This is a genomic window from Faecalibacterium butyricigenerans, from assembly GCF_020687345.1.
Classification (GTDB): domain Bacteria; phylum Bacillota; class Clostridia; order Oscillospirales; family Ruminococcaceae; genus Faecalibacterium; species Faecalibacterium butyricigenerans.
On the sequence record NZ_JAJEQL010000012.1, the window covers coordinates 1 to 22,091 of the forward strand.

Genomic DNA, 22,091 nt, shown 5'->3' on the forward strand with positions numbered 1-22,091 from the left:
CGGAAACCCCTTAGTTTACTAAGGGCGCAATTATACACCACCCAGAGGTTGGTGCATTGCGTTCTCCGAAGGCTCCTTGCCGGAGGGCTGTGATTTTCCGCAGTCAAGGTCTGCTCCAAATCATACAGGGGACGCTACGCTTCCCCTGCGCTGGCTGCCGCCAGCTACCCTTTTGTGGACTTGCCATCTGGGGACACCTTGCGTTGCAAGCTGTTCCCAGCCGATAAGTTTCATAAAATATAATGCAAATGGAAAGCTAACTTGACATAAAAGAACTATGTGATATAATGGAAGCATGGAAAGTTAACTTTCCATAAGAGAGGAGGATGACATGAAAAATCGCCTGGAAGAATTACGAAAGCAACGAGGCATAAAGCAAGAAGATTTAGCAAATGCATTGGAAGTATCACGCCAGACCATCGGCTCTTTGGAAAACGGACGCTATAACCCATCTATTCAGTTGGCATTTAAGATTGCCAGATATTTCAACATGAGTATTGAAGAAATTTTTATTTACGAGGAGGATTGATTATGAAAAAAAGGTTGTTGATTTTAATGACAGTTACAGGAATGATTATTCTACTGGGAGGATTGCTAACATACGGTTTGGGAGTACATGAAATAATACCTGTGCCACGTCCCGACTTAATAGTAGTAGGTACATCTCTCATTGGAATTTTGCTGATTGTATCTGGTGTGTGCGACTTGTTCGTTAAGAAAACCAAAGAAATGGAAATAGAGGAAAATGACGAGAGAAATATTTCGCTTAGTAATGCTGCTATGGCAAGTGGCTTCAAGGTAATGAATGTTACGATTGCTGTTTCTATTTTTGCTTTGATTTTCACCGGATATATGACAGTAGTCCCATGTTTCACTATTATTGGGGCTTATGCTATTGGACAAATTGTATTTATTGTGCGACTTTGGTACTTGCACAAAACTATGTAAATGTATTACTAAATACCCGCCGCCCCCAGCGGCACAACAAGCAGGAAATCTGAAAAGGTATCCTGCTTTTTCTATGTCCAAAAACGGAAAGGAGGAACACAAAATGCCCTGTCCACACAACGAAATCTCTATTGTGCAGCGCAGCCACCGCCAGTCTGCGGTTGCCGCCGCTGCTTACCAGAGCGGCGAAAAGCTGTTCTGTGAATATGACCAGGAAGTAAAACACTACCCGGAAAAGCGTGGTATCGTCCACAATGAAATCCTGCTCCCGGCAAACGCTCCCCTGGAGTACACAGACCGCAACACCCTCTGGAACGCTGCCGAAGCTGTTGAGAAGCAATGGAACTCCCAGCTTGCAAGGCGGTGGGTGCTTTCCATTCCCAGAGAGATACCGCCCGACCAGTACGCCGCCCTTGTACGGGAGTTTTGTGAGCAGCAGTTTGTTTCCAAAGGCATGATTGCTGATTTTGCAATCCATGACCCCCATCCGCCGGGACACAATCCCCACGCCCATATCATGCTCACTATGAGGGCAATGGACGAACATGGAAAATGGCTTCCCAAGAGCCGCAAGGTCTATGAACTTGATAAGAACGGGGAACGAATCAAGCTCCCGTCCGGCAGGTGGAAAAGCCACAAGGAAGATACGGTTGACTGGAACGACCGCAAATATGGCGAAATCTGGCGGCATGAATGGGAGGTCATCCAAAACCGCTATCTGGAAGCCAACAACCGCCCGGAACGAGTAGATCTCCGTTCTTACGAAAGACAGGGGCTTGATATTATCCCTACCGTCCATGAAGGGGCTGCTGTCCGGCAGATGGAAAAGCGTGGGATTCAGACGAACATCGGCAACCTGAACCGAGAAATCAAAGCCGCCAATAGTTTGATGAAGTCCATCCGGCAGCTTATTAAAAATCTCAAAGGCTGGATTGCGGAGCTTAGCGAAAAGCGGAATGAACTGCTTGCCCAAAAAGCTGCGGAGGAAGCGGTCTTTCTTCCCAATCTGCTGATGAAGTATATGGAGATACGAAAGGCAGAACGGAGCAGCTGGACACGGGCGGGACAAAGCCGGGGGACTTCCAAAGACTTAAAGGCAGTCAGCGAAGCCCTGTCCTATCTCCAGAGAAAGGGACTTTCCACCGTGGAGGATTTGGAAAACTTTATAGAAACGTCCGGGAAATCTGCCGCCGACTACCGAAAGCAGATGAAGCCAAAGGAAACCCGCAGCAACGTGATTGACGCTATCCTTGCCGCCCGGACGGACTGTAAGGAATGTAAGCCCGTTTATGAGAAATACCAGAAGATATTTTTCAAGAAAACTAAGGAAAAATTCAAGCTGGAACACCCGGAGGTTGCCCGGTTTGAGAAAGCCAGTGCCTACCTTGCCAAGCACCCGGACGATAAGGACAGCACGAAAAAGGAGCTTTTGCAGGAACAGGCGAAGCTTGTGGACGAAATCGCAGACTTGAAAGTACCGTTGACCGAGGTGCAGGAAGATTTGAAGAAGCTGTGGGACATCCGCTACTGGGTACGGAAAGCCACACCCGGCACAGAGGAAAGCAAAGAGCCGCCCAAGAAGCAGCCCCTCAAAGAAGTCTTGCAGGATAAGGCTGACGAGAAGAGAGCACAGAAAAACGCCCCGGCGCAGACGAAACACAAACAACAGGATATGGAACTTTAACAGGCACTTGCCATTTTCAGATTGAGAATGATAAGTGCCTTTTCTTTTTTACAAGGAGGAATTGATTTGAATGTATTTGAAGCTGTGAAGCAGTCCGTTACGACAAGACAGGCTGCGGAGCATTACGGAATCCGGGTAAACAGAAACGGGATGGCTTGCTGCCCGTTCCACAACGATAAGACCCCCAGCATGAAGCTGGACAAGCGTTTCCACTGCTTCGGATGTGGTGCAGATGGGGATGTGATTGATTTTGTAGCTGCCCTGTACGGGCTGGGGAAAAAGGAAGCCGCCGCACAGTTGGCGAGTGACTTCGGGCTTGCCTATGAGGACTGGAAGCCACCGGGCAGGGCAAGGAAGCCCAAGCCCCGGCAGAAATCCCCGGAAGAACAGTTCCGGGAAGCAAAGGCACATTGCTTCCGTGTCCTTGCCGATTATCTACACCTCTTACGGGTATGGAAAACCGACTATGCCCCGCACTCCCCGGAGGAAGCGTTTCATCCCCGGTTCGTGGAAGCCTTGCAGAAGCAAGCCCATGTGGAATATCTGCTGGATGTGCTGCTGTTTGGGGATACGGAGGAAATCGCTTCACTGATTACGGAACATGGAAAGGATGTGATACAGCTTGAACAGCGAATGGCAGAGCTTGCCGCCGCAGACGCAGCAAGAACTAAAAAACACCATGAACGCCATGCAGCCGCCCCAGAGCGTTGAGGAAGTAAAGGCAACTCTGGAAACCACCGAGAAAGGCGGTGTCCGCCAGAGCATACGGAACTGCCTGACCGTATTCCAGCGTGACCCGGTGCTTGCCGGGGCAATCGCCTATAACATCCTGACCGACCGAAAGGACATCATAAAGCCCATCGGTTTTCACAGAGAAAGCACAGCCCTGACCGATACAGACATGAAGTATCTGCTTCTCTATCTGGAGGAAACCTACGGGCTGACCAGTGAGAAAAAGATTGAAACCGCCATCGGGATTGTGGCGAATGAGAATAAGTACCACCCCATCCGGGATTTTCTGAACAGCCTTGCATGGGACGGGACGGAGCGCATCCGCTTCTGTCTGCGGCACTTTCTGGGGGCGGATGTGGACGATTACACCTATGAAGCTCTAAAGCTGTTTCTTTTGGGGGCGATTACAAGGGCATTTAAGCCCGGAAGCAAGTTTGAAATCATGCTGTGTCTGGTAGGCGGTCAGGGGGCTGGCAAGTCCACCTTCTTCCGTCTGCTGGCAGTCCGGGACGAGTGGTTTTCCGATGATTTGCGGAAGCTGGACGATGATAACGTGTACCGCAAGCTGCAAGGTCACTGGATAATTGAAATGTCGGAAATGATGGCAACCGCCAATGCCAAGAGCATTGAGGAAATCAAGTCTTTTCTAAGCCGACAGAAAGAGGTTTATAAGATACCCTATGAAACCCACCCGGCAGACCGTCCCCGTCAGTGCGTGTTCGGCGGTACTTCCAACGCCCTTGACTTTCTCCCCCTTGACCGTTCCGGCAACCGCCGATTTATCCCGGTCATGGTGTACCCGGAGCAAGCCGAGGTTCACATTTTGGAGGACGAAGCCGCTTCCAGAGCCTATATCAGCCAGATGTGGGCGGAAGCAATGGAGATTTACCGAAGCGGCAGGTACAAGCTGGCTTTCAGCCCTGCCATGCAGCGGTATCTCAAAGAACACCAGCGGGATTTTATGCCGGAGGACACCAAAGCCGGGATGATACAGGCTTACCTTGATAAGTACACCGGGGAAACGGTCTGTTCCAAGCAGCTCTACAAGGAAGCCTTAAATCACACCTTTGACGAGCCGAAGCAATGGGAAATCCGGGAAATCAACGAGATAATGAACCAGTGCATTACCGGGTGGAACTACTTTTCCAATCCAAGAATGTTTGCGGAATATGGCAGACAAAAGGGCTGGGAGCGTGAAATCCCGGCAACGGACACCGACAACCCGCCCGAAAAATCTATGGACGGTTTTGTGGAGGTCACGGAGCAGATGGAGCTTCCATTCTGAAAATGACAGCCCGTTGCCGACTTCGTTGCTATCCCGTTGCCGAGCCGGTTGCCGGGGAAAAAACCATAACTGCGGGCTTTTCTCCCCTATGACAACCAAAACAACAGAAAAATAAAAGAAAAGTATAAATAGTAACCACCGCCAGATTGAGATTGTTTGCAAGGTCTTTTGAAGCCCGTTGCCGGACTTCGTTGCCGACACCCTCTGTCTGGCTATTTTCATGTATGGAGGATAACTGCCTATGGCAAAAAACAAAACAGAGATTCATGTGACCACTGTATTTGACGGGGAGCTGGACGCCACCGATGTGTTCGTCAGCCTGATTTCCCAGAAATACGGCAAGTCAAATACAAAAGAATATCTTGCTAAAAAGAAAGAATTGAAGTATAATGAAGATGAGGTTCAAAAGAGCCGGATACCGTCTGGATTGTGTGGGTAAATGGCTATGATGAACGAAATGGAATACAGAACAATCGGTTCGGCACTTGCCGGGGGCTATCGTGCAGCGGTCTATTGCAGACTGTCAAAGGACGATGACCTGCAAGGCGAAAGTGCCAGTATCGCAAACCAGCGTGATATGCTGGAAAAATACTGCGAAAAGCAGGGATGGGAGGTTGTGGCAGTCTATCAGGACGATGGCTTCACAGGTCTTAATATGGAGCGTCCTGATTTACAGAGAATGTTGAGATCCATTGAGCGCAGGCAAATCAACCTTGTTATCACGAAAGACCTCAGCCGACTGGGGCGTAACTATCTGCAAACCGGGCATTTGATTGAGGACTTTTTCCCAAGAAACGGGGTGCGCTATATCGCCATGAATGACGGTATCGACACCTTACGGGATAACAACGACATTGCCCCGTTCAAGAATATCCTGAACGAGATGTACAGCAAGGATATTTCCAAGAAAGTCCATTCCTCTTATCTTCTGAAAGCGCAGAAAGGACAGTTTACCGGGTGTCTTGCCCCGTTTGGGTATCGGAAAGACCCGGAGGACAAAAACCATCTGCTCATTGACGAGGAAACCGCCCCGATTGTGCGGCTGATTTTCGGATATGCCCTAAACGGTCATGGTCCGAACTATATCCGCAGACGGCTGGAGGAAGAAAAAATCCCCTGCCCCACATGGTGGAACCGGGAACGGGGGCTTCGCAATACCCGCACCAAATGGGAAAAGAAAGACCCGGAAAACGGGCGGTATATGTGGGACTTCTCCGTTATCAAAGACCTTTTGATGAATCCCGTCTACACCGGGGCGATTGCTTCCCAGAAAAAAGACTACCGCTTCAAAATCGGCACGATTGGGGAAAAGAAACCGGAGGACTGGGTTGTGGTTGAGGGACAGCACGAACCGCTGATTGACCGCATGAGCTTTGATATTGTGCAGAACAAGCTGAAATCCCGCCAGCGTCCGGGGCAGACCAATGAAATCAGCCTGTTTGCCGGACTGATAAAATGCGGCGAGTGTGGGAAGTCGCTGACGATACGCTACACAAACGCAAAACATCCCCAGCGGATTTACTCCTGCAAGACCTACAATGCCTTTGGAAAGAACCACTGCACCCAGCACCGGATTGACTATGACACCCTTTACAGCCATGTGCTGCGGAAAATCCGGGAATGTGCCAGAGCTGCCCTGATGGACGGGGAAGCGGTTGCTGACCGCCTGACCAATACCTGTGAAGCCGAGCAGCGGGAACAGCGGGAAGCAATGGAACGCTCCCTTACAAGGGACGAGGAACGGATTGAGGTTCTGGACAAAATGGTCATGCGGCTTTATGAGGATATGATTGCAGGGCGTATCAGTGAGCAGAATTTCAACACCATGCTGGAAAAGACACAGACCGAGCAGACGGAGCTTAAAACAAAAGTGTCCGAGGGCAGAAAGCGGCTGTCCGATGAAGTCCAGCTTGCCAATGACGCAAAACAATGGGTGGAAGCCATTCAGGAATACGCCAACATCACAGAGCTGGACGCAGCCACCCTCAACCGCTTAATCAAAGAAATCGTCGTGCATGAGCGCATTGACGAAGATAAAACAAGACACATTTCTATCGAAATTCATTTTAATCTCAAACCCATCCCGGAGGTGGAACAGGTCACTGCCTGACCTGTCCCGCCGGGACGGTTCTCTTAAAAAATACCATATAGATTTTTTGTACGCCGCCGCCCGCCATCGAGCAGAGTTTTACACCTAATTGGGGATAAAACAGCTCATGAGCGGTGGCGGCGTCATTCTCATCGGTACGCAGCTGATCCCTCTGCTCTCTGGTCTGTTCGGCTAAGCACCCGCGATAGGAGGTACTCCCGCCATTGTTCGATAATATCTTTGCAGCCATCGAAAAATGGATGCGGGAACTTCTGACAGGAATGGTGGAGTCCAACATGAGTACGATGTTCACGGATGTCAATGAAAAGACAAGTGAGATCGCGGCTCAGGTTGGACGCACTCCACAAAACTGGAACAGCAGCGTTTTCAGTATGATTCAGAACTTATCAGAGTCGGTGGTAGTTCCGATTGCCGGAATCATCATCACTCTGGTACTCTGCTATGAGCTGATCTCGATGCTGACCGAGCGAAACAACCTGCATGATGTAGATACATGGATGTTCTTCAAGTATTTTGTCAAGGCATGGGTCGCAATCTATCTGGTCAGCAATACGTTCACAATTACAATGGCAGTCTTTGACGTTGGACAATCGGTAGTTAATTCGGCTTCCGGTATCATCAACGGCGAGACTGCCATTGATGTTAGTTCGCTGTCCATGCAGATGCAGGCGGCGATGGCAACCATGGAGATCGGTGAACTGGTAGTGCTGGCTCTTGAAACCTTCCTTGTCAGCTTCTGCATGAAAATTATGTCGGTGGTGATAACTGTCATTGTCTATGGGCGCATGATAGAGATTTATCTCTATACATCGCTTGCCCCGATCCCGTTCGCAACGATGAGCAACCGTGAATGGGGTCATGTAGGAACCAACTATTTCAGAGGACTGTTCGCCCTTGCATTTCAGGCATTTCTGATGATGGTCTGTGTGGCGATTTACGCAGCACTGATTTCTTCGGTGCGGATTTCCAGCAATATGCACTCCGCACTGATCGGCGTTGCAGCGTATACCGTGATTCTGTGCTTCAGCCTGATGAAAACGGGAAGTCTGTCCAAACAGATCTTCGGCAGTCACTAAAACCGGGAAAATCCGAGGAAAGGAAAGACAGCAGACAAAAGCCGTATCCCGGCGGCGTGTCTGGCTGTCATGGTGAAGAATGGCTTATGTAACGATCCCGAAAGACCTGTCCAAAGTCAAAAACAAGGTCTTTCTCAACCTGACAAAGCGGCAGCTCATCTGTATGGGCTTTGCGGCATCCATCGGTGTTCCGTTCTACTTTCTCACACGGGGAACACTTGGCACAAGCAACGCGGCGGCGGGCATGGTGCTGCTGATGCTCCCGGAATTTTTCTTTGCGCTGTTCGAGAAAAACGGGATGCACCTTGAAACCATCCTGACGAACTTCATCAATGTCCGTTTCAAACGTCCGGCGGTTCGCCGCTACGAGATCGAAAATCTGTACGAATATGAGCCGGAGAAACCTGTAACACCAAAAGTGAAGAAGGGAGGCATTATTGGGAAAAGAAAAGGATAAGAAGCCGCTGTTCGGCGGCATCTTCCAGAAATTCTTCAAGCCGTCTGTAAAGGCAGAAGCAAAAAAGAAGAAAGAGCATCACTTGACCGTGCAACGGTCGATTCCGTATCTGGAAATGGGACGGGACGGCATCTGCCGGGTGGAGGAACATCTGTATTCCAAAACCGTCCGCTTCTATGACATCAACTATCAGCTCGCGCAAAACGAAGATAAGAACACCATTTTTGAAAGCTGGTGTGACTTCCTCAACTACTTTGATTCCAGCATCCGCTTTCAGCTTTCGTTCATTAACCACAAAAGTGATATGAGCGAATACAACAAGGTCATTCAGATTGAGCCGCAGCATGACCAGTTCGATGATGTACGCATGGAATATGCGCAGATGTTGAAACAGCAGCTTGCCAAGGGCAACAACGGTCTGGTTCGGACGAAGTACATCACGTTCAGCATTGAAGCCAAAAGCGTGAAAGAAGCAAAGCCCCGGCTGGAGCGTATCGAAACCGATATTCTCAACAATTTCAAGGTGCTGGGCGTAAAAGCATATCCGCTGAATGGTGTGGAACGCTTACAGATCATGTACGAGATGTTCCATCAGGAGGAAGAACGGAAGTTTGAGTTCAGCTATGACCGCATCCTGCAAAGCGGCATGACTACCAAGGACTTCATTGCTCCGACCAGTTTTCTGTTCAAGAGCGGCAAGGACTTCCAGATGGGAGATACTATCGGCGCAGTATCCTATCTGAACATCCTTGCCCCGGAACTGACGGATAAGGTTCTGGCAGAGTTTCTGGACATGGACAAGAATCTGGTGGTCAGCATCCATGTGCAGTCGGTAGACCAGCTCAAGGCAATCAAACTCATCAAGGGCAAGATCACAGACCTTGACCGCATGAAGATCGAGGAACAGAAAAAGGCGGTGCGTTCCGGCTATGATATGGAAATTATTCCGAGTGACCTTGCAACTTATGGTGGTGAAGCCAAGAAGATTCTGGATGATTTGCAGAGCCGCAATGAGCGTATGTTCCTTATTACGGTGCTGTTCCTCAATGCTGCGAAAACCAAACAGGAGCTGGATAGTGCAGTGTTTCAGACGGCTGGTATCGCTCAGAAGTTCAACTGCACATTGAATCGACTGGACTATATGCAGGAGCAGGGGCTTATGAGCAGTCTGCCGCTGGCCAATAATCTGGTTCCCATCAAGCGGGCATTGACTACAACTTCCACCGCCATCTTCGTGCCGTTCACCACACAGGAACTTTTCATGGAGGGCGATTCCCTCTACTACGGTCTGAATGCAGTGTCCAACAACATGATTATGGCAGACCGAAAACAGCTCAAAAACCCGAACGGTCTGATTCTTGGAACACCGGGCAGTGGTAAGTCGTTTAGCGCAAAGCGTGAAATGACAAACGTGTTCTTCACGACAACGGACGATATTATCATCGCAGACCCGGAAGGCGAGTATTATCCGCTGGTCGAAGCCCTGGGCGGGCAGGTCATTCATATCTCATCCACCAGCCGGGACTACATCAATCCGATGGACATTAACCTGAACTACGCGGACGATGATAACCCGCTTGGCATGAAATCGGATTTCATCCTTTCCCTGTGCGAACTTATCATGGGCGCACGGGATGGCATGGAGCCGGAAGAAAAATCTGTCATTGACCGATGCCTGCCGCTGGTCTATCAGAAATATCTGAATGACCCGAAGCCGGAAAATATGCCGATTCTCGGTGATTTATATGACTGCCTGCGGGAGCAGAAAGAACGGCAGGCGCAGCGTATCGCCACGGCATTGGAAATCTACGTCAATGGTTCGCTGCGGGTGTTCAACCACCAGACGAATGTGGAACTGGATAACCGCCTTATCTGCTTTGACATCAAAGAATTGGGCAAGCAGCTCAAAAAGCTGGGTATGCTCATCGTGCAGGATCAGGTGTGGAATCGTGTTACCATCAACCGCAATGCAAAGAAAAATACACGATACTACATTGATGAGTTCCACTTGCTCTTAAAGGAAGAGCAGACTGCCGCATACAGTGTTGAAATCTGGAAGCGTTTCCGAAAATGGGGCGGCATCCCTACGGGCATCACGCAGAACATCAAAGATCTGCTTGCCAGCCGGGAGATCGAGAACATCTTTGAGAACAGCGATTTCATCTATATGCTGAATCAGGCATCCGGTGATAGGCAGATTCTTGCAAAGCAGCTCAACATTTCGCCATTCCAGCTTTCCTATGTGACGAACAGCAACGAGGGCGAGGGGCTGCTGTTCTACGGCAATATCATTATTCCGTTCAAGGATAAGTTCGATACTTCGTTGAAACTCTATGGCCTTATGACCACGAAACCGAATGAAATTGCAAAATACAGGGAGAAGAAAGACGCATGATGAACGAGAAAAAACTGAGCCAGATGATCCTGAAGCTGCATGACCGTGCTGAGGCAGCAAAATACGATGGCGATTCCAGCCTGCCTTATCAGGAAGTGGAAATGCTGAATTTCCACGATGAGGAATCGGTGGTGCATACGGTGCTGGAGGACTTTTACGCAGTCGGCGCACTGGCAGATGAACTGACCCACGGATTCCACATGGAAGAACGGGGCTACATCGACCGCACAGAGGTCAATTCCCGGCTGATCGCTTTTGCCAGGGAGCTGGAGCGGATTCTCGATAAATGGGAGACTCATGCAGTCCTGATTGCATGAGTTTCCTGCCGGACGGGAGGTGAATCCGATGGCAGACAAGCGATTCCGGGGCAGAGATAAAATCGTCCAGAAAATGACCAAAGACGGTCTGGTGGAAGAGAATCTCCGCACCGGGGAAACCAAGTCCGCAGTTGAAGAAGAACCACCGAAGCAGGAAGATTCGGAAAAAGACGCTGCGGAAAGTGCAGAAGAAACCCCTGTTGTGGAAGAAGATGTGTGCATGGATGCCGAGGATGGAGAGGAGGAAAAGCCCCGGCGCAGCACCGCCAAGCAGAGTACAGAATATTATAAAGCCCATCAGGAGGATGGCAAAGCGAAAGAAAAAGATGCTTCGCCAGTGGACGAAGATGCAGAGCCTGCGCCGAAGAAAAAGGGCCGCTTATCGTTTGATGATGAGCAGCAGGGCGGCATCGTCCGGGGCGCAGGGCTGGGCATTAAGAAGGTGGCGAAGAAAGGAGTGGATACCGCCACTGGTTTTGCCCATAACAAGGTGCATCAGGTCGAAAAGGAAAACTCCGGCGTGGAGTCGGCACACAAGAGCGAAGAAACGCTGGAAGGCTTGTGCCGCTTCTCTAAAGGCAGGAAAAAGACCAGAGAAAAATCTGCCAGAGCTGAGAAGAAAGTCGAGGTTGAGAAAAAATCCAACCGTTTGAAATTTTCGGAGAGTGAGGGCGGCATGGCCGAAGAAGTGGCAGAAACGTCACTGAAAAAGAAACCGCACCTGCCACCACCGACTGCCGCAGGAGGTGAAGCAACAAAGACAGTCGGTTCAAAATTCTATCAGAAAAAGCAGTATAAGGATGCCTATGCAGCAGCCAAGCGAGGTCGGAAAGCTGGAAACGCTGCCAGCAAGCAGGCGGCAACGGCGGCGAACACGCTTGCCGAAAAAGCAAAAGCGGCGGTGCAGGAAATCGTTGTGCAGAACAAGACCCTGTGGGCGGGACTTGGCATCGCAGCACTGATGCTCATGCTGATTATGGGCGCATTTTCAAGCTGTTCCGCAGCGATCCAGGGAACGGGCAGCACCTTTATCGGAACGACGTATCCTAGTAAGGATGCTGACATGAAAGGTGCAGAAGAAGATTATCTGGAACTGGAAAAGAAGCTGGATGAGCAGATACGGCAGATGGAGTCCACACATCCCGGCTATGACGAATACCGTTACCAGTTGGACGAAATTGGGCATGACCCTTATCAGCTGATCTCTCATCTGACTGCCGTATATGAGCAGTTCACCAGAGGACAGGTGAAAACCGTTATCAAGTCGCTGTTTGAGCAGCAGTATCTCCTGAAAGTCTGGGAAACGATAGAGATTCGCACACGCATGGAAACCAGAGTAGGGATTCGGCCAACGATTGAAGCTTTTGGAAACGTCAGCATGGAAACCTATACCTATCAGGAAGAAGTGGAGTATGAGTACAAAATCCTCAACGTCCTACTGAAAAATAAGGGCTTTGACACCATTGCCAGAAAGAACATGGATCGGAAGCAGACTGGGCGGTATGATGCCTACAATCTGACCTATGGCAATCGCCCGGAACTGTTTGGTGCAGGCTCACCTACATACAGCGGCGGCACAACAGGAAGCATTGGCTCTGGCGGTTCGGGTGGAACAGGCGGTAGTTCCGGCGGTGGTTTCCGATATGATATTCCAGAAGAAGCCCTGTCGGATGAAAAGTTTGCAAGGATGATTGCAGAAGCCGAAAAGTATCTGGGTATGCCGTATGTGTGGGGCGGAAGTTCGCCCAGCACCAGTTTTGATTGCTCTGGCTTTGTCTGCTGGGTCATCAATAACTGCGGCAATGGCTGGAATGTCGGACGCACGACAGCAAACGGACTGCGCGGCAAGTGCAGCTACGTTTCTCCTGCAAATGCACAGCCGGGTGACTTGATCTTCTTTGAAAAAACCTATAATACCGTCGGCGCGTCGCACGTTGGCATCTATGTTGGCAACGGCATGATGATTCACTGCGGCGACCCGATTTCTTATACCAGCATCAATTCGACCTACTGGCAGAACCACTTCCTTGGTTTTGGCAGAATCAAGTAGAGGAAAGGAGAGAAGCTAGATGAGCAAAAAGCTGAAGAAGTTTTTGAATGATGCAGAGAAAACCGAAAGCAAGATCGCGGAACTGGAAGAGTACCTGAGAAATGTCCGGGCTGCACAGAAAAAGGAAGAGGACAATGAGATCGTTCGGGCTATCCGCAGCACAAAGCTGGGCGGACGTGACCTGTTGGCACTGCTGGAAAATATCCAGGCGGGGAATGTGACGTTCCAGACAACTGTGAATAACGAGAATAAGACTTCGGAAGAAGCAGAAATGGAGGATGTGATTGCGAAAGATGCTTAAAAAGCTGGGTATTGTGATTCCCAGTGCAGTGCTGACCCTGCTGATGGCGGTAGGCTTTTCCACTCCGGCATTTGCCTATGTGGAGCCGGAAGTCAAAGAAGAGCCTGCACAGGTCATTGAGGAAGAGGAACCCACCGAGGAAGAGAAGATTCCGTTCACCATTGCGGGCAATGGCGAGGTGGAAGATAACATCACGGATGATTCCAGTAAGGAGTTCTTCACGGTCAAGACCAAGGGTGGCAACACCTTTTTTCTGGTGATTGACCGGGCAAGGAACAGCGAGAATGTGTATATGCTTTCCATGATCGACGAGTACGATTTGCAGGAGTTCCTGACCGATGAGGAACGCAACGGCAAGGAAGAGGAGAAGCCGGTAGTCGTGTTGCCAGAAACCAAACCTGAGCCGGAACCGGATATTGAGATCGAAGAGCCGGAACAGGACGATGGAAAGCTGACCAAGATTCTGGCAATCGTATTTGTTCTGGGTGTGGGCGGTGCAGGCGCGTTCTTCTATTTCTACATTTATAAGCCGAAGCAGAGTGAGCCGGAAGTGTCGAAAGAAAATCTGGAATATGAAGCTCTGCCGACAAAGAACGAGGACGAAGAATCGGAAGATTCTGAATGAATAAGAAATGGTTGAACCGTATGACATAGTGGTGCAGGGATGGTCTGATTCAGGACTGTCCCTGCTTTTTTCAAAACAGCAGGAGGGCGTATGAAATATCTTGTGATAACAGAGAAACCGAGTGTGGCGCGTTCGATTTCCAAAGTGATCGGTGCATACAAACATGAGGACGGGTATCTGGAGGGTGGGGATTGTGTGGTGAGCTGGTGTCTGGGACACCTGGCAGAGTACGCTTCCCCGGAACACTACGATGAACGCTATAAGGTGTGGCGGTTTGATGACCTTCCCATTCTCCCGGAAGAATGGAAACTGCTGATTTCGGAGGATAAGAAAACGCAGTTCCATGTCCTGCGTAAGCTGCTCCGAAATAAAGATTTTGACTATGTGGTAAATGCCTGTGATGCAGGATAGTGCGGTTGGGTGACTCAAGAGAAAGAAAAAAGAGACCTCATCTCGTCAAAAAACTAAATCATAAAAGCATCAAAGAGGGCATTCAAATGAAACAAAATCGAATTTTTGACCAGAATAGTTCTCAAAAAGCACGTTCTTGGCACTATAATATGGACACCAACCGAGCGGAAGCCCAGTTCGCTGATGGCTCTGCCATTGCCATTGACTGCCTTGCCATCGAGGACGAATACGGCAATACCCCGGCACAGCGAGCTGAACTTGATTGGCTACTATACAACAAGCCCTTGGAGTGCGTCCAGCTTGTGCTGAGTGGTGAGATTGAGCATTATCTCTCACTTGGCTGTGACCATGGCAAACTGAAAGACTAACCTCTAAATAGGCCAAACAACCCGCTACTTGCAGTCGCTGCAAATGGCGGGTTGTTTGCTTATTTTAAGTTTTTCCTTTGCTCATAGTAGTGCAAAATCAATGTAGTGCAAAATCAATGGCCCAACGGTCAAAGAAATCACAAATATCAGGCAAATCTACTGGTTTCTTATAAATGTCATTCTAAAATTCAATGGATTTTGCTATTTCTAGCACTTGTTTTTTCGACACGAAAGTCGATTTAACCCTATATTTTATGTATCTCTCGATGATTTCAAGTTTGCCATTTTGGGGGCTTGATTATTGAGAAAATTCTAAATACACAAGATTTCTTATACATCAGTTGCTCTGCATTGGAAACACCTCCGTAAAATTTTTCATACGTTAGAGCCATCCTTATTTTAGATTTCAACTTTTACTTTCGCAAAAAAATAAATACCACTGATTTTTTATCCAATAGCCGTGCTAAGATTTATCTCTATGGGATTCAACACATGCGTCTGCTGGCACAACCAAGCCCAATTGTTCACTGTAGTAGTAAACAAGTCGTCATAGTTGTTGTCATATGCAAAATCAAATGTGTCATGAACGGTAATCAAGTAATACATTATAGAATTACCAATCATGAAGCCTGTTCCAGAGGTGCTTACCCTATGCAATGCATAGAATAAATCTGCATTATCAGACTTTTGAATTGTAAAAGACCAACTTCCTCCACTAAAATCTTTCAAGCCACTATTAAGTACTTTGTTTTTATAATTATTAAAAACTGTTGTCGTGTTTAACTTGTCAAGCAATGGCGTCGAAGAATCCGTCACACTCTCAGAATAGTCAATATTATATACAGAGAATTCAACCATAAGAGCCGCACATTCATATCCCTTATCCCGTGCAATTTGCGCAGCTGCCAACCATGCAAGCTGTGTATTATTTAACAAATTTCCAGATGCACGTGTTTGATCTTCATCTTTCATCTTATCGATAAACTTATTTAATTCATCTATCGACATTCCCGAAAAATCAACATGATACTTATCATTCATGCTTTGAATAACAGGATTGCTAGCTTTACGGCTGCTTATGTTAGCAGCATAAGACACAGTATTTATCGAAAACAAAAAACACACTGAAAGAATTAATGATACGAACCTCTTCATAACGAACCTCCTTAAATTCTGTACTCTACTATATAAATTGTGTGCTTCTCATCATCCCAGACAACGAGACTAAAATTCACATCTCCAGAATGTAAAAGCAATGTATTCATTTCGGCTTCCGAGCGTAGTTCCTTATGCTGACTATTATCATAAAGAAAAAAATTTCCACTTGCAATTTCAGGAATCACAAAATCTAATCCAAAATATGACGACACATTTTTTAATATAGAAGATATGGTTGGAGAATCATTAATTTTCTCCCATGAATCGAGTTGATGAATAATTTTGGCTGCATCCACATCGTAGTATACCGCTAACATTATCCCATCATTTTGCAATCCGCCATAAGCCTCATATATCAACGATTCAGAGTATGTTGCTTTTCCAATTTTGAATTGTTTCAAATAATCTCGTTTTTCATATTTGCTTTTTCTTCCAAGCATAAAGCCCAAAAGCAAGCACAGTGCGACTATAGCTAGGTATCGGATAACTCGCGTTGGTCTCGCCTTTATAATTACCTCACACCTTTCTAACTTGCTGAAATATATAACAAACTCCACTTATCTACTGGTACTTCCGGTAATGGTTTCGCTCCGTCCATCGGAATAGCTAAAGGTCGCAGAATACTCAAGCCTATAAGATTTTCCGGGCTTAGTGTTAAAGCTACTGCTCACCATGCAGGTTGAGGTCGTGCTGCTGTTTGAGCAGCTACTTACTTTTTGCCATGTTCCAATTGTCCCCTTTTCATAGAGAACGCCTGAAACGCTGATTTTCTTTACTCCAGTTCGAGTCTGGGCATCAACCTGATAGTATGTTTGGTAAATAGATCCGTTGACCGTACTATCGCCTACATACCGTTCAGACTTTTCAGCGGCCATTGCGGTGCAGGCAAAGCTCAAGAGAATCACCGCTGAAACAACAATGGACAACAAACGCTTTTTCGACATAGACATACACCTCCGTTTTTTTGCTCCCATCAAGAGCCTTTGTATAATCAACGCAATTCGCATTCGCTTCGTTTCAATTTTCAGGAGAAAATTTTTCAAATTTTCCATCTTTGTAAGTTCAGACAAAAAGAAAGCCAGACATTTGTGAACTCTCACAAGTGTCCAGCTTTCTTAACGGATACCTTCCGCAATTTTCATAATCTCATCGTATGGAATGTTTCCCATAACGGTATGTGTAATCCCCCGATGTTCCCAACTTAGAGTATAAACATTCTTTCCATGTTCATCCGTACTGGTTCCAAGTACACCATCTGCTTCTCCGACCTTTACGGTTTCGTACACTGTATGCTCATTATCAAACAGGGACTGCTGCCCTGGCTGGATAATTGAGCAACGGACTGTGTAGCTTTCCTCTGTTTCTTTTGACGAGTAAACATGTAAAAAGTTTTCTGCTCGCTCAAATTTCTGCACATCGTCCATTTCAAAGCCGTTCGGCACATAATGGTCGCTGTATCCATCCGGGAGCCACTCCAGCGGTTCGCCATCCACCTGATAAGTCAGCTGCATCTCAATGGGCAGAAATTTTTGAATCATCGTATAGACTGCCCTGCGGAAATCAGCGCTGACCGCAAGAGCACCAACCGTCAGCATTACGAGTGTCAATGCCGCAATTAGTACTCGTTTCAACACTGGGTGGTGCTTTTTCTTCTTTAAGGCCTCTGTCATTCGTTCGTCCCATTGGGACGTATCTGGGTAGATTTCCTCAAACTGCTTTGGCGTTGGAAGCGAATCCAGTTCTCTTTGCGCATCTGCACGAAGTGCCATCATCAAAGCCGCATCAAATGAAATGTCTGTCCGCTCACTCATGGCTGTTCATCTCCTTCCATAATAGTTTTCGTCCTCGAAAGAGCCGTGTTCGTACCACTTCATCCGTTAATCCCAGCGATTTTGCAATCTCACGGTTTGTATATCCCATTGCCAAAAGGCGTAGCGGATCACGGTACATCGGTTTCATTTGGCCAATCAGTTCTGTTAGACGTTCAATGTTATCGGTGCTAACTGCTGCATCATCCGGCACCGGAGCGGCATCTGGTTCGTTTGGGACATCTTCCAGCAATTCTTCTCGTTGTTTGCGAAGCATATCATATGCACGGCTTCTACTACAACTAACGAGATAAGCAGCGAGTTCGTGACAGTTTTCTCGATGAATTTTAGAAAAATTTTTTGCAACGTACAAAAATACCTCTTGTAGCACATCCTCTGCCAGATACGAATCATCCATGATTTTGTAAGCGGTATGGTAAACCAGCCGTTTGTATGTATTGTACACCTCGGTAAAATCTTCTTCAAAGTTTCGATCATCAAGCACACTTAGATATAACGCAAGCAACGCAGTCACCTCTATTCACATTGATTGTGTGTAGTGTACCACGAACCAATAAAAATGTCGAATACAACCAACTTTTGAAAAGGAGCGTGATGCCATTGACCCAACCGAAAACCGATCTCGCCTATCTCCGCAGCGAGAAAGCCAAAGCAGAACAGCAGCTGCGCTACTACCAGCACCGGGAGAAAATTCTGGAACACCAGATACCAGAGCTGACCCGCAAGGCCCGTGTGCATCGGCTGTGTACCCGTGCCGGAATGCTGGAAAGTTTTCTGATTGCGCCGGAAGAACTCACCAACGATCAGGTGATGGAGCTGCTGAAAATTGCGTTCCGTCAGCCGGAAGTTGCGCTGGCTCTTGCAAAGATGATTCACGACCTGCACGAAAGCCGCAGCGTTCCGCACCCTTTAGAATAAAGGGCGCAATTATACACCGTTCCGGTGAAATTGCGGTCTTGCAGACGGCTCGATGAAATCGAAGCTGGCGTTTGTGCGCCAGCCCGATTCCATCCCAAGGAAAACTGCATTTTCCTTGCGCTGCTTTGCAGCTATCCTTTTGCGGCTCCCGCCTGAGATCGAAGCGCATGGCACTCCGTTCTAAGGCGGCGAGCAAAACCGAATACAATTCCAGACCGTTCACCAAGAGCAATCTTGCTGGGCGGTCTTTTTGTTTGGGGGTGATGCCTATTCCGTGTCCGCATTTCAAAATTACCATCGTCAAGCGCAGCCAAGGGCAGTCCGCTGTTGCCGGGGCCGCTTACCAAAGCGGCGAACGGCTGTTCAGCGAGTACGACCAGAGAACAAAATTCTACAACAAGAAGAAAGAGCTTGTCCACGCTGAGATCATGCTGCCATCCTATGCGCCGCCCGGATATGCAGACCGGGCGACCCTCTGGAACGCCGTAGAAGCTGTGGAGAACCAGTGGAACTCCCAGCTTGCCCGGCGCATCGTGCTGGCGTTCCCGGTGGAGGTGCCGAAGGAGCAGTATTTGTCCATGATAAAAGAGTTTTGTCAGGAGCAGTTTGTTTCCAAAGGGATGATTGCCGACTTTGCCATCCACGACAAGGGAGATGGAAACCCACACGCTCACATTCTGCTGACGCTCCGGGCAATAGATGAACACGGCAAGTGGCTCCCGAAAGCCCGCAAGGTCTACGACCTTGACGAGAACGGTGAGCGCATCCGGCTCGCTTCCGGCAACTGGAAGTGTCACAAGGAAAACACGGTGGACTGGAACGACCAGAAGTATGCCGAGGTCTGGCGGCATGGCTGGGAGACCATTACCAACCGCTATTTGGAAGCGGCTGGCCGCCCGGAACGTGTTGACCTGCGCTCCTTTGAGCGACAGGGCATCCAGCAGATACCGACCGTGCATCTCGGTCCCGCCGCACACCAGATGGAAAAGCGTGGAGTGGAAACTTTTCTCGGCAACCTGAACCGGGATATTCGCGCCGCCAATAGCCTGATGCAGTCCATCCGCAGTGCGATTCGTGGGCTGCAACGCTGGATCGCAGACCTGAATGAAAAGAAGCAGATTCTTTTGGATGCACTGGAACAAGCCAAGGAGCCAATGCTGTCCGACCTGCTGGTGGATTACTTCAACCTCCGCAACGAGCAGCGCAGCGATTGGTCTGGCAAGGCAAAACTGAAATGCACTGTCCGAGACTTTGAGGAAGTCAAACGGGCGGTGGACTATCTGAAAGCCCATTCTCTGAACACCATCGAGGATCTGGATACCGCAATTTCTAACCTGAACCAGACCGCCGCCCCTCTCCGTAGGCAGTTGAAGCAGAACGAAAACCGTATGCGGGCAATCGCCCAGATCAAGGATGCTGCCGCCGCCCATGCCAAGCTGAAGCCCATCCACGACACCTTTATCAAGAAGAACTTCAAGTTGACCAAGGACGCTTATGCCGCCCAGCACAAAGAGGAGCTGGACACCTTTAATAAAGCTGTCCGCACTCTGATGAAACTGAACGGCAGCACAGCGGTAGATTTTTCGGCATTGGATGCCGAATTTTCTGCGCTGCAATCCGGCAGCGCAGAACTGCGTACCAAACTGGAAACCTTGCAGCCGGATGTCTCTGCCCTGAAAAATATCCGCAAGTATATCGACATGGTGCTGAATAAGCAGCAGCTTTCCACACCGGGCGGCAAGCCCCCGGAGAAGGAATCGGTGCTGAAACAGCTGGAGCAGCTTCAGCAGAAAAAGTCCAACTACAAAACGATTTCTACCACCCCAAACCGCGAAGAATCGCTCTAAACGATCTTTCTGTCACCGATATGCCGTTGCAATCAGTGGCAGAAGTACATAATTCATTTGTTTTTTGCTGGCTTTTGGCTATTCTCGCTGGCTAGTGAGTAGAGGCGTACTTTTAAGGCAGAAATTTTCTCCAACACCCCCCATTTTAGGCCACTTTTTCTGTTAATAGTAGAAGCGCCTCTTTGAAAGCCGGTCATTTGTGACCTTTTTGTTAATTCTCAAAAAGATGGTTGTCTTTGGGCTGTTTTCGTTGCCTACCTATTGAGAGGATTTTTTCAAAAGCGGAGATTTGGTCTCAAGAATTACAATTCAATTACAAGTTTCTCACCAATGCTACGAAACAGGCGTTCTCGATGCCTACCAAGTGTAGGGCATCTTTTTCAAGACCATTCTCGGACTATTATGACGTTTTGTTTACAAAATTGCTTGCAATGCTACGAAATGGCCTTTTTCATCGGCTACCAAGTAGAAGGATGTTTTTCGTCCGTCAAAGTCCAGAAATCTTCCATATGTTCCTTGACAAGTGAATAGTTCAATCGTCCGGTACTTCACAAAAGGTACTTCTGTAACTCGCAGCCCGGTCATAACGAAGACGGGGTGGCTGAAATGCCAATGGTGCGGTGCAAGCCCGCCGCCGGACGATTCCCCACTCCTAGGGAAGTCGAGGACCAATATGGGAGACCTTAACTTATTAACGCAGTTGAGCACTTGTTTCGTGCTTTTCTGCGACTGGAGAATTGGAACCCTCCAATTCTCGTTACATACTCTTTGTTCCTGATTTCTGCTTCAGCTGGAGGTGATCAACATTTCAGAATATCTTACCACGCAAACTCCGCTGCCGCCGTTTCTCCCATACCCACGCTTCCTTTTGGAACTTGACCTGAGTCAGACTGCAAAAATGACTTATGTGTTGCTACTCGACCGTGCCACACTCTCGCAGAAAAATCTCTGGATAGATGAACGTGGATTCGTGTTTGTCATTTTTACGATTTGCTCTTTGGCTGAGCAGCTAGGGCGCAGCACTGTCAGTGTTTCCAGTGCGCTTAAGGAATTGGACGCTGCGGGATTGATTGAGCGCAGACGAACGCGGTTTTCTTCGCCCAATCACATCTTTGTGAAAATTCCAAATGTTGAATAGTTCTGCGTTTTTCACGATTCAAGAACCGCCAAAATCACGATTCTGTGATGCAGATTCTTAATGGCATCCGCAAAAGATATTTTTCCTATGCAGTATAGCAGCCTTTAAGACTGTATCAAAGAAAACTTTCACCTAACCAACGTAATAAAACAAAAAGAGAAAAACGAATAGAATCCATCCATCCATTCCTTTCCGTATTTGCACCACATGAATGAGGAGGTCTGCCCTTGAACAAAGAAAAATCTGAGAAGAAGCCCACCACACGCAAACGTGCGCCGAGAAGTCCGAAGTCCGTGCGCCTGATCGTGGAACGCCATTATATCGGCAATGTGCCGATGAATACGCTTTTTCAGCGGCTTGTGGAAGAAGAAATTCGTAAAACTGCCGAATCGTATCTCGCCGCTGGCTAATTGGACGTTTTACTGCGGAAAAGGGCTTGCAT

Annotated in this window: 25 protein-coding genes and 1 pseudogene; 21 read left to right on the forward strand and 5 right to left on the reverse strand. The window is 48.3% G+C overall.

Features of this window, described 5'->3' with window-relative positions; translation table 11 throughout:
• Positions 1 to 331 precede the first annotated feature (331 nt).
• The 17 genes and pseudogenes from LKD23_RS06295 to LKD23_RS06375 all read left to right on the forward strand — a co-directional run bounded on the left by LKD23_RS06295 (position 332) and on the right by LKD23_RS06375 (position 14,759).
• Complete coding sequence (locus LKD23_RS06295) at positions 332 to 529, forward strand: helix-turn-helix transcriptional regulator (protein ID WP_002595107.1); 198 nt, start codon at positions 332 to 334, stop codon at positions 527 to 529.
• A gap of 2 nt (positions 530 to 531) precedes the next feature.
• Positions 532 to 948, forward strand: coding sequence for a hypothetical protein (locus tag LKD23_RS06300; protein WP_002595106.1), 417 nt, complete (start codon positions 532 to 534; stop codon positions 946 to 948).
• 103 nt (positions 949 to 1,051) lie between these two features.
• Positions 1,052 to 2,632, forward strand: coding sequence for a MobQ family relaxase (gene mobQ, locus LKD23_RS06305; RefSeq protein ID WP_227620982.1), 1,581 nt, complete (start codon positions 1,052 to 1,054; stop codon positions 2,630 to 2,632).
• Positions 2,633 to 2,698: 66 nt separating this feature from the next.
• Positions 2,699 to 3,343 (forward strand): CHC2 zinc finger domain-containing protein, encoded by a 645-nt coding sequence (locus LKD23_RS06310; RefSeq protein WP_002595104.1) that lies wholly within the window; start codon positions 2,699 to 2,701, stop codon positions 3,341 to 3,343.
• The gene (locus tag LKD23_RS06315; RefSeq protein ID WP_227620938.1) at positions 3,312 to 4,649 is read left to right on the forward strand and encodes a virulence-associated E family protein; all 1,338 of its coding nucleotides are present in this window, start codon (positions 3,312 to 3,314) and stop codon (positions 4,647 to 4,649) included. Before LKD23_RS06310 ends, LKD23_RS06315 begins: the two co-directional genes overlap by 32 nt.
• A 241-nt stretch (positions 4,650 to 4,890) precedes the next feature.
• Positions 4,891 to 5,088 (forward strand): hypothetical protein, encoded by a 198-nt coding sequence (locus tag LKD23_RS06320; protein ID WP_007047419.1) that lies wholly within the window; start codon positions 4,891 to 4,893, stop codon positions 5,086 to 5,088.
• Complete coding sequence (locus LKD23_RS06325) at positions 5,089 to 6,759, forward strand: recombinase family protein (RefSeq protein WP_005335872.1); 1,671 nt, start codon at positions 5,089 to 5,091, stop codon at positions 6,757 to 6,759.
• 91 nt (positions 6,760 to 6,850) lie between these two features.
• Positions 6,851 to 6,934, forward strand: a pseudogene (locus LKD23_RS06330) (Maff2 family mobile element protein); the annotation flags it as partial.
• 64 nt (positions 6,935 to 6,998) lie between these two features.
• Positions 6,999 to 7,835, forward strand: coding sequence for a VirB6/TrbL-like conjugal transfer protein, CD1112 family (locus tag LKD23_RS06335; protein WP_336308449.1), 837 nt, complete (start codon positions 6,999 to 7,001; stop codon positions 7,833 to 7,835).
• A gap of 79 nt (positions 7,836 to 7,914) precedes the next feature.
• Positions 7,915 to 8,292: a PrgI family protein gene (locus LKD23_RS06340; protein ID WP_097776609.1), complete on the forward strand. Its 378-nt coding sequence runs from the start codon at positions 7,915 to 7,917 to the stop codon at positions 8,290 to 8,292.
• 7 nt (positions 8,293 to 8,299) lie between these two features.
• Positions 8,300 to 10,687 carry a VirB4-like conjugal transfer ATPase, CD1110 family gene (locus LKD23_RS06345; protein ID WP_255668149.1) on the forward strand — a complete coding sequence of 796 codons (2,388 nt, stop codon included), beginning with the start codon at positions 8,300 to 8,302 and terminating at the stop codon, positions 10,685 to 10,687.
• Positions 10,684 to 11,004: a hypothetical protein gene (locus tag LKD23_RS06350; protein WP_227620939.1), complete on the forward strand. Its 321-nt coding sequence runs from the start codon at positions 10,684 to 10,686 to the stop codon at positions 11,002 to 11,004. The genes LKD23_RS06345 and LKD23_RS06350 overlap by 4 nt, the downstream gene beginning before the upstream one ends.
• Positions 11,005 to 11,032: 28 nt before the next feature.
• Positions 11,033 to 13,054, forward strand: a complete 2,022-nt coding sequence (locus LKD23_RS06355) for a C40 family peptidase (protein WP_227620940.1) — start codon at positions 11,033 to 11,035, stop codon at positions 13,052 to 13,054.
• A gap of 19 nt (positions 13,055 to 13,073) precedes the next feature.
• A complete protein-coding gene (locus LKD23_RS06360; protein ID WP_097776613.1) occupies positions 13,074 to 13,355 on the forward strand; it encodes a DUF4315 family protein in 282 nt (93 codons plus the stop codon).
• The gene (locus LKD23_RS06365) at positions 13,348 to 13,980 is read left to right on the forward strand and encodes a CD1107 family mobile element protein (RefSeq protein WP_227620941.1); all 633 of its coding nucleotides are present in this window, start codon (positions 13,348 to 13,350) and stop codon (positions 13,978 to 13,980) included. Before LKD23_RS06360 ends, LKD23_RS06365 begins: the two co-directional genes overlap by 8 nt.
• 90 nt (positions 13,981 to 14,070) lie before the next feature.
• Entirely contained in the window at positions 14,071 to 14,391 is a 321-nt protein-coding gene (locus LKD23_RS06370; protein ID WP_349138471.1) for a toprim domain-containing protein, read from the forward strand.
• Between the two features lie 86 nt (positions 14,392 to 14,477).
• Positions 14,478 to 14,759: a DUF6061 family protein gene (locus LKD23_RS06375; RefSeq protein ID WP_015536560.1), complete on the forward strand. Its 282-nt coding sequence runs from the start codon at positions 14,478 to 14,480 to the stop codon at positions 14,757 to 14,759.
• Between the two features lie 447 nt (positions 14,760 to 15,206).
• On the opposite strand, the gene LKD23_RS06380 is transcribed toward LKD23_RS06375, so the two are convergent.
• The 5 genes from LKD23_RS06380 to LKD23_RS06400 all read right to left on the reverse strand — a co-directional run bounded on the left by LKD23_RS06380 (position 15,207) and on the right by LKD23_RS06400 (position 18,260).
• Positions 15,207 to 15,914, reverse strand: a complete 708-nt coding sequence (locus LKD23_RS06380) for a hypothetical protein (protein WP_015536562.1) — start codon at positions 15,912 to 15,914, stop codon at positions 15,207 to 15,209.
• 11 nt (positions 15,915 to 15,925) lie between these two features.
• On the reverse strand, positions 15,926 to 16,318 hold the full coding sequence (locus LKD23_RS06385) for a hypothetical protein (protein ID WP_227620942.1): 393 nt from the start codon (positions 16,316 to 16,318) through the stop codon (positions 15,926 to 15,928).
• A 156-nt stretch (positions 16,319 to 16,474) separates the two neighbouring features.
• Positions 16,475 to 16,867: a hypothetical protein gene (locus tag LKD23_RS06390; RefSeq protein WP_227620943.1), complete on the reverse strand. Its 393-nt coding sequence runs from the start codon at positions 16,865 to 16,867 to the stop codon at positions 16,475 to 16,477.
• Positions 16,868 to 17,032: 165 nt separating this feature from the next.
• Positions 17,033 to 17,728, reverse strand: a complete 696-nt coding sequence (locus tag LKD23_RS06395; RefSeq protein WP_005924698.1) for a DUF4367 domain-containing protein — start codon at positions 17,726 to 17,728, stop codon at positions 17,033 to 17,035.
• On the reverse strand, positions 17,721 to 18,260 hold the full coding sequence (locus LKD23_RS06400) for an RNA polymerase sigma factor (RefSeq protein ID WP_223383315.1): 540 nt from the start codon (positions 18,258 to 18,260) through the stop codon (positions 17,721 to 17,723). Before LKD23_RS06400 ends, LKD23_RS06395 begins: the two co-directional genes overlap by 8 nt.
• A gap of 86 nt (positions 18,261 to 18,346) precedes the next feature.
• On the opposite strand from LKD23_RS06400, the gene LKD23_RS06405 reads away from it, so the two are divergent.
• The 4 genes from LKD23_RS06405 (at position 18,347) to LKD23_RS06420 (ending at position 22,059) form a co-directional block, all read left to right on the forward strand.
• Entirely contained in the window at positions 18,347 to 18,664 is a 318-nt protein-coding gene (locus tag LKD23_RS06405) for a DUF3847 domain-containing protein (protein WP_316541617.1), read from the forward strand.
• 269 nt (positions 18,665 to 18,933) lie between these two features.
• A complete protein-coding gene (mobQ, locus tag LKD23_RS06410; protein WP_044954172.1) occupies positions 18,934 to 20,511 on the forward strand; it encodes a MobQ family relaxase in 1,578 nt (525 codons plus the stop codon).
• A gap of 898 nt (positions 20,512 to 21,409) precedes the next feature.
• Positions 21,410 to 21,649, forward strand: coding sequence for a replication initiator protein A (locus LKD23_RS06415; RefSeq protein ID WP_005945119.1), 240 nt, complete (start codon positions 21,410 to 21,412; stop codon positions 21,647 to 21,649).
• A 227-nt stretch (positions 21,650 to 21,876) separates the two neighbouring features.
• Positions 21,877 to 22,059 (forward strand): hypothetical protein, encoded by a 183-nt coding sequence (locus tag LKD23_RS06420; RefSeq protein ID WP_005945116.1) that lies wholly within the window; start codon positions 21,877 to 21,879, stop codon positions 22,057 to 22,059.
• Positions 22,060 to 22,091 lie beyond the last annotated feature (32 nt).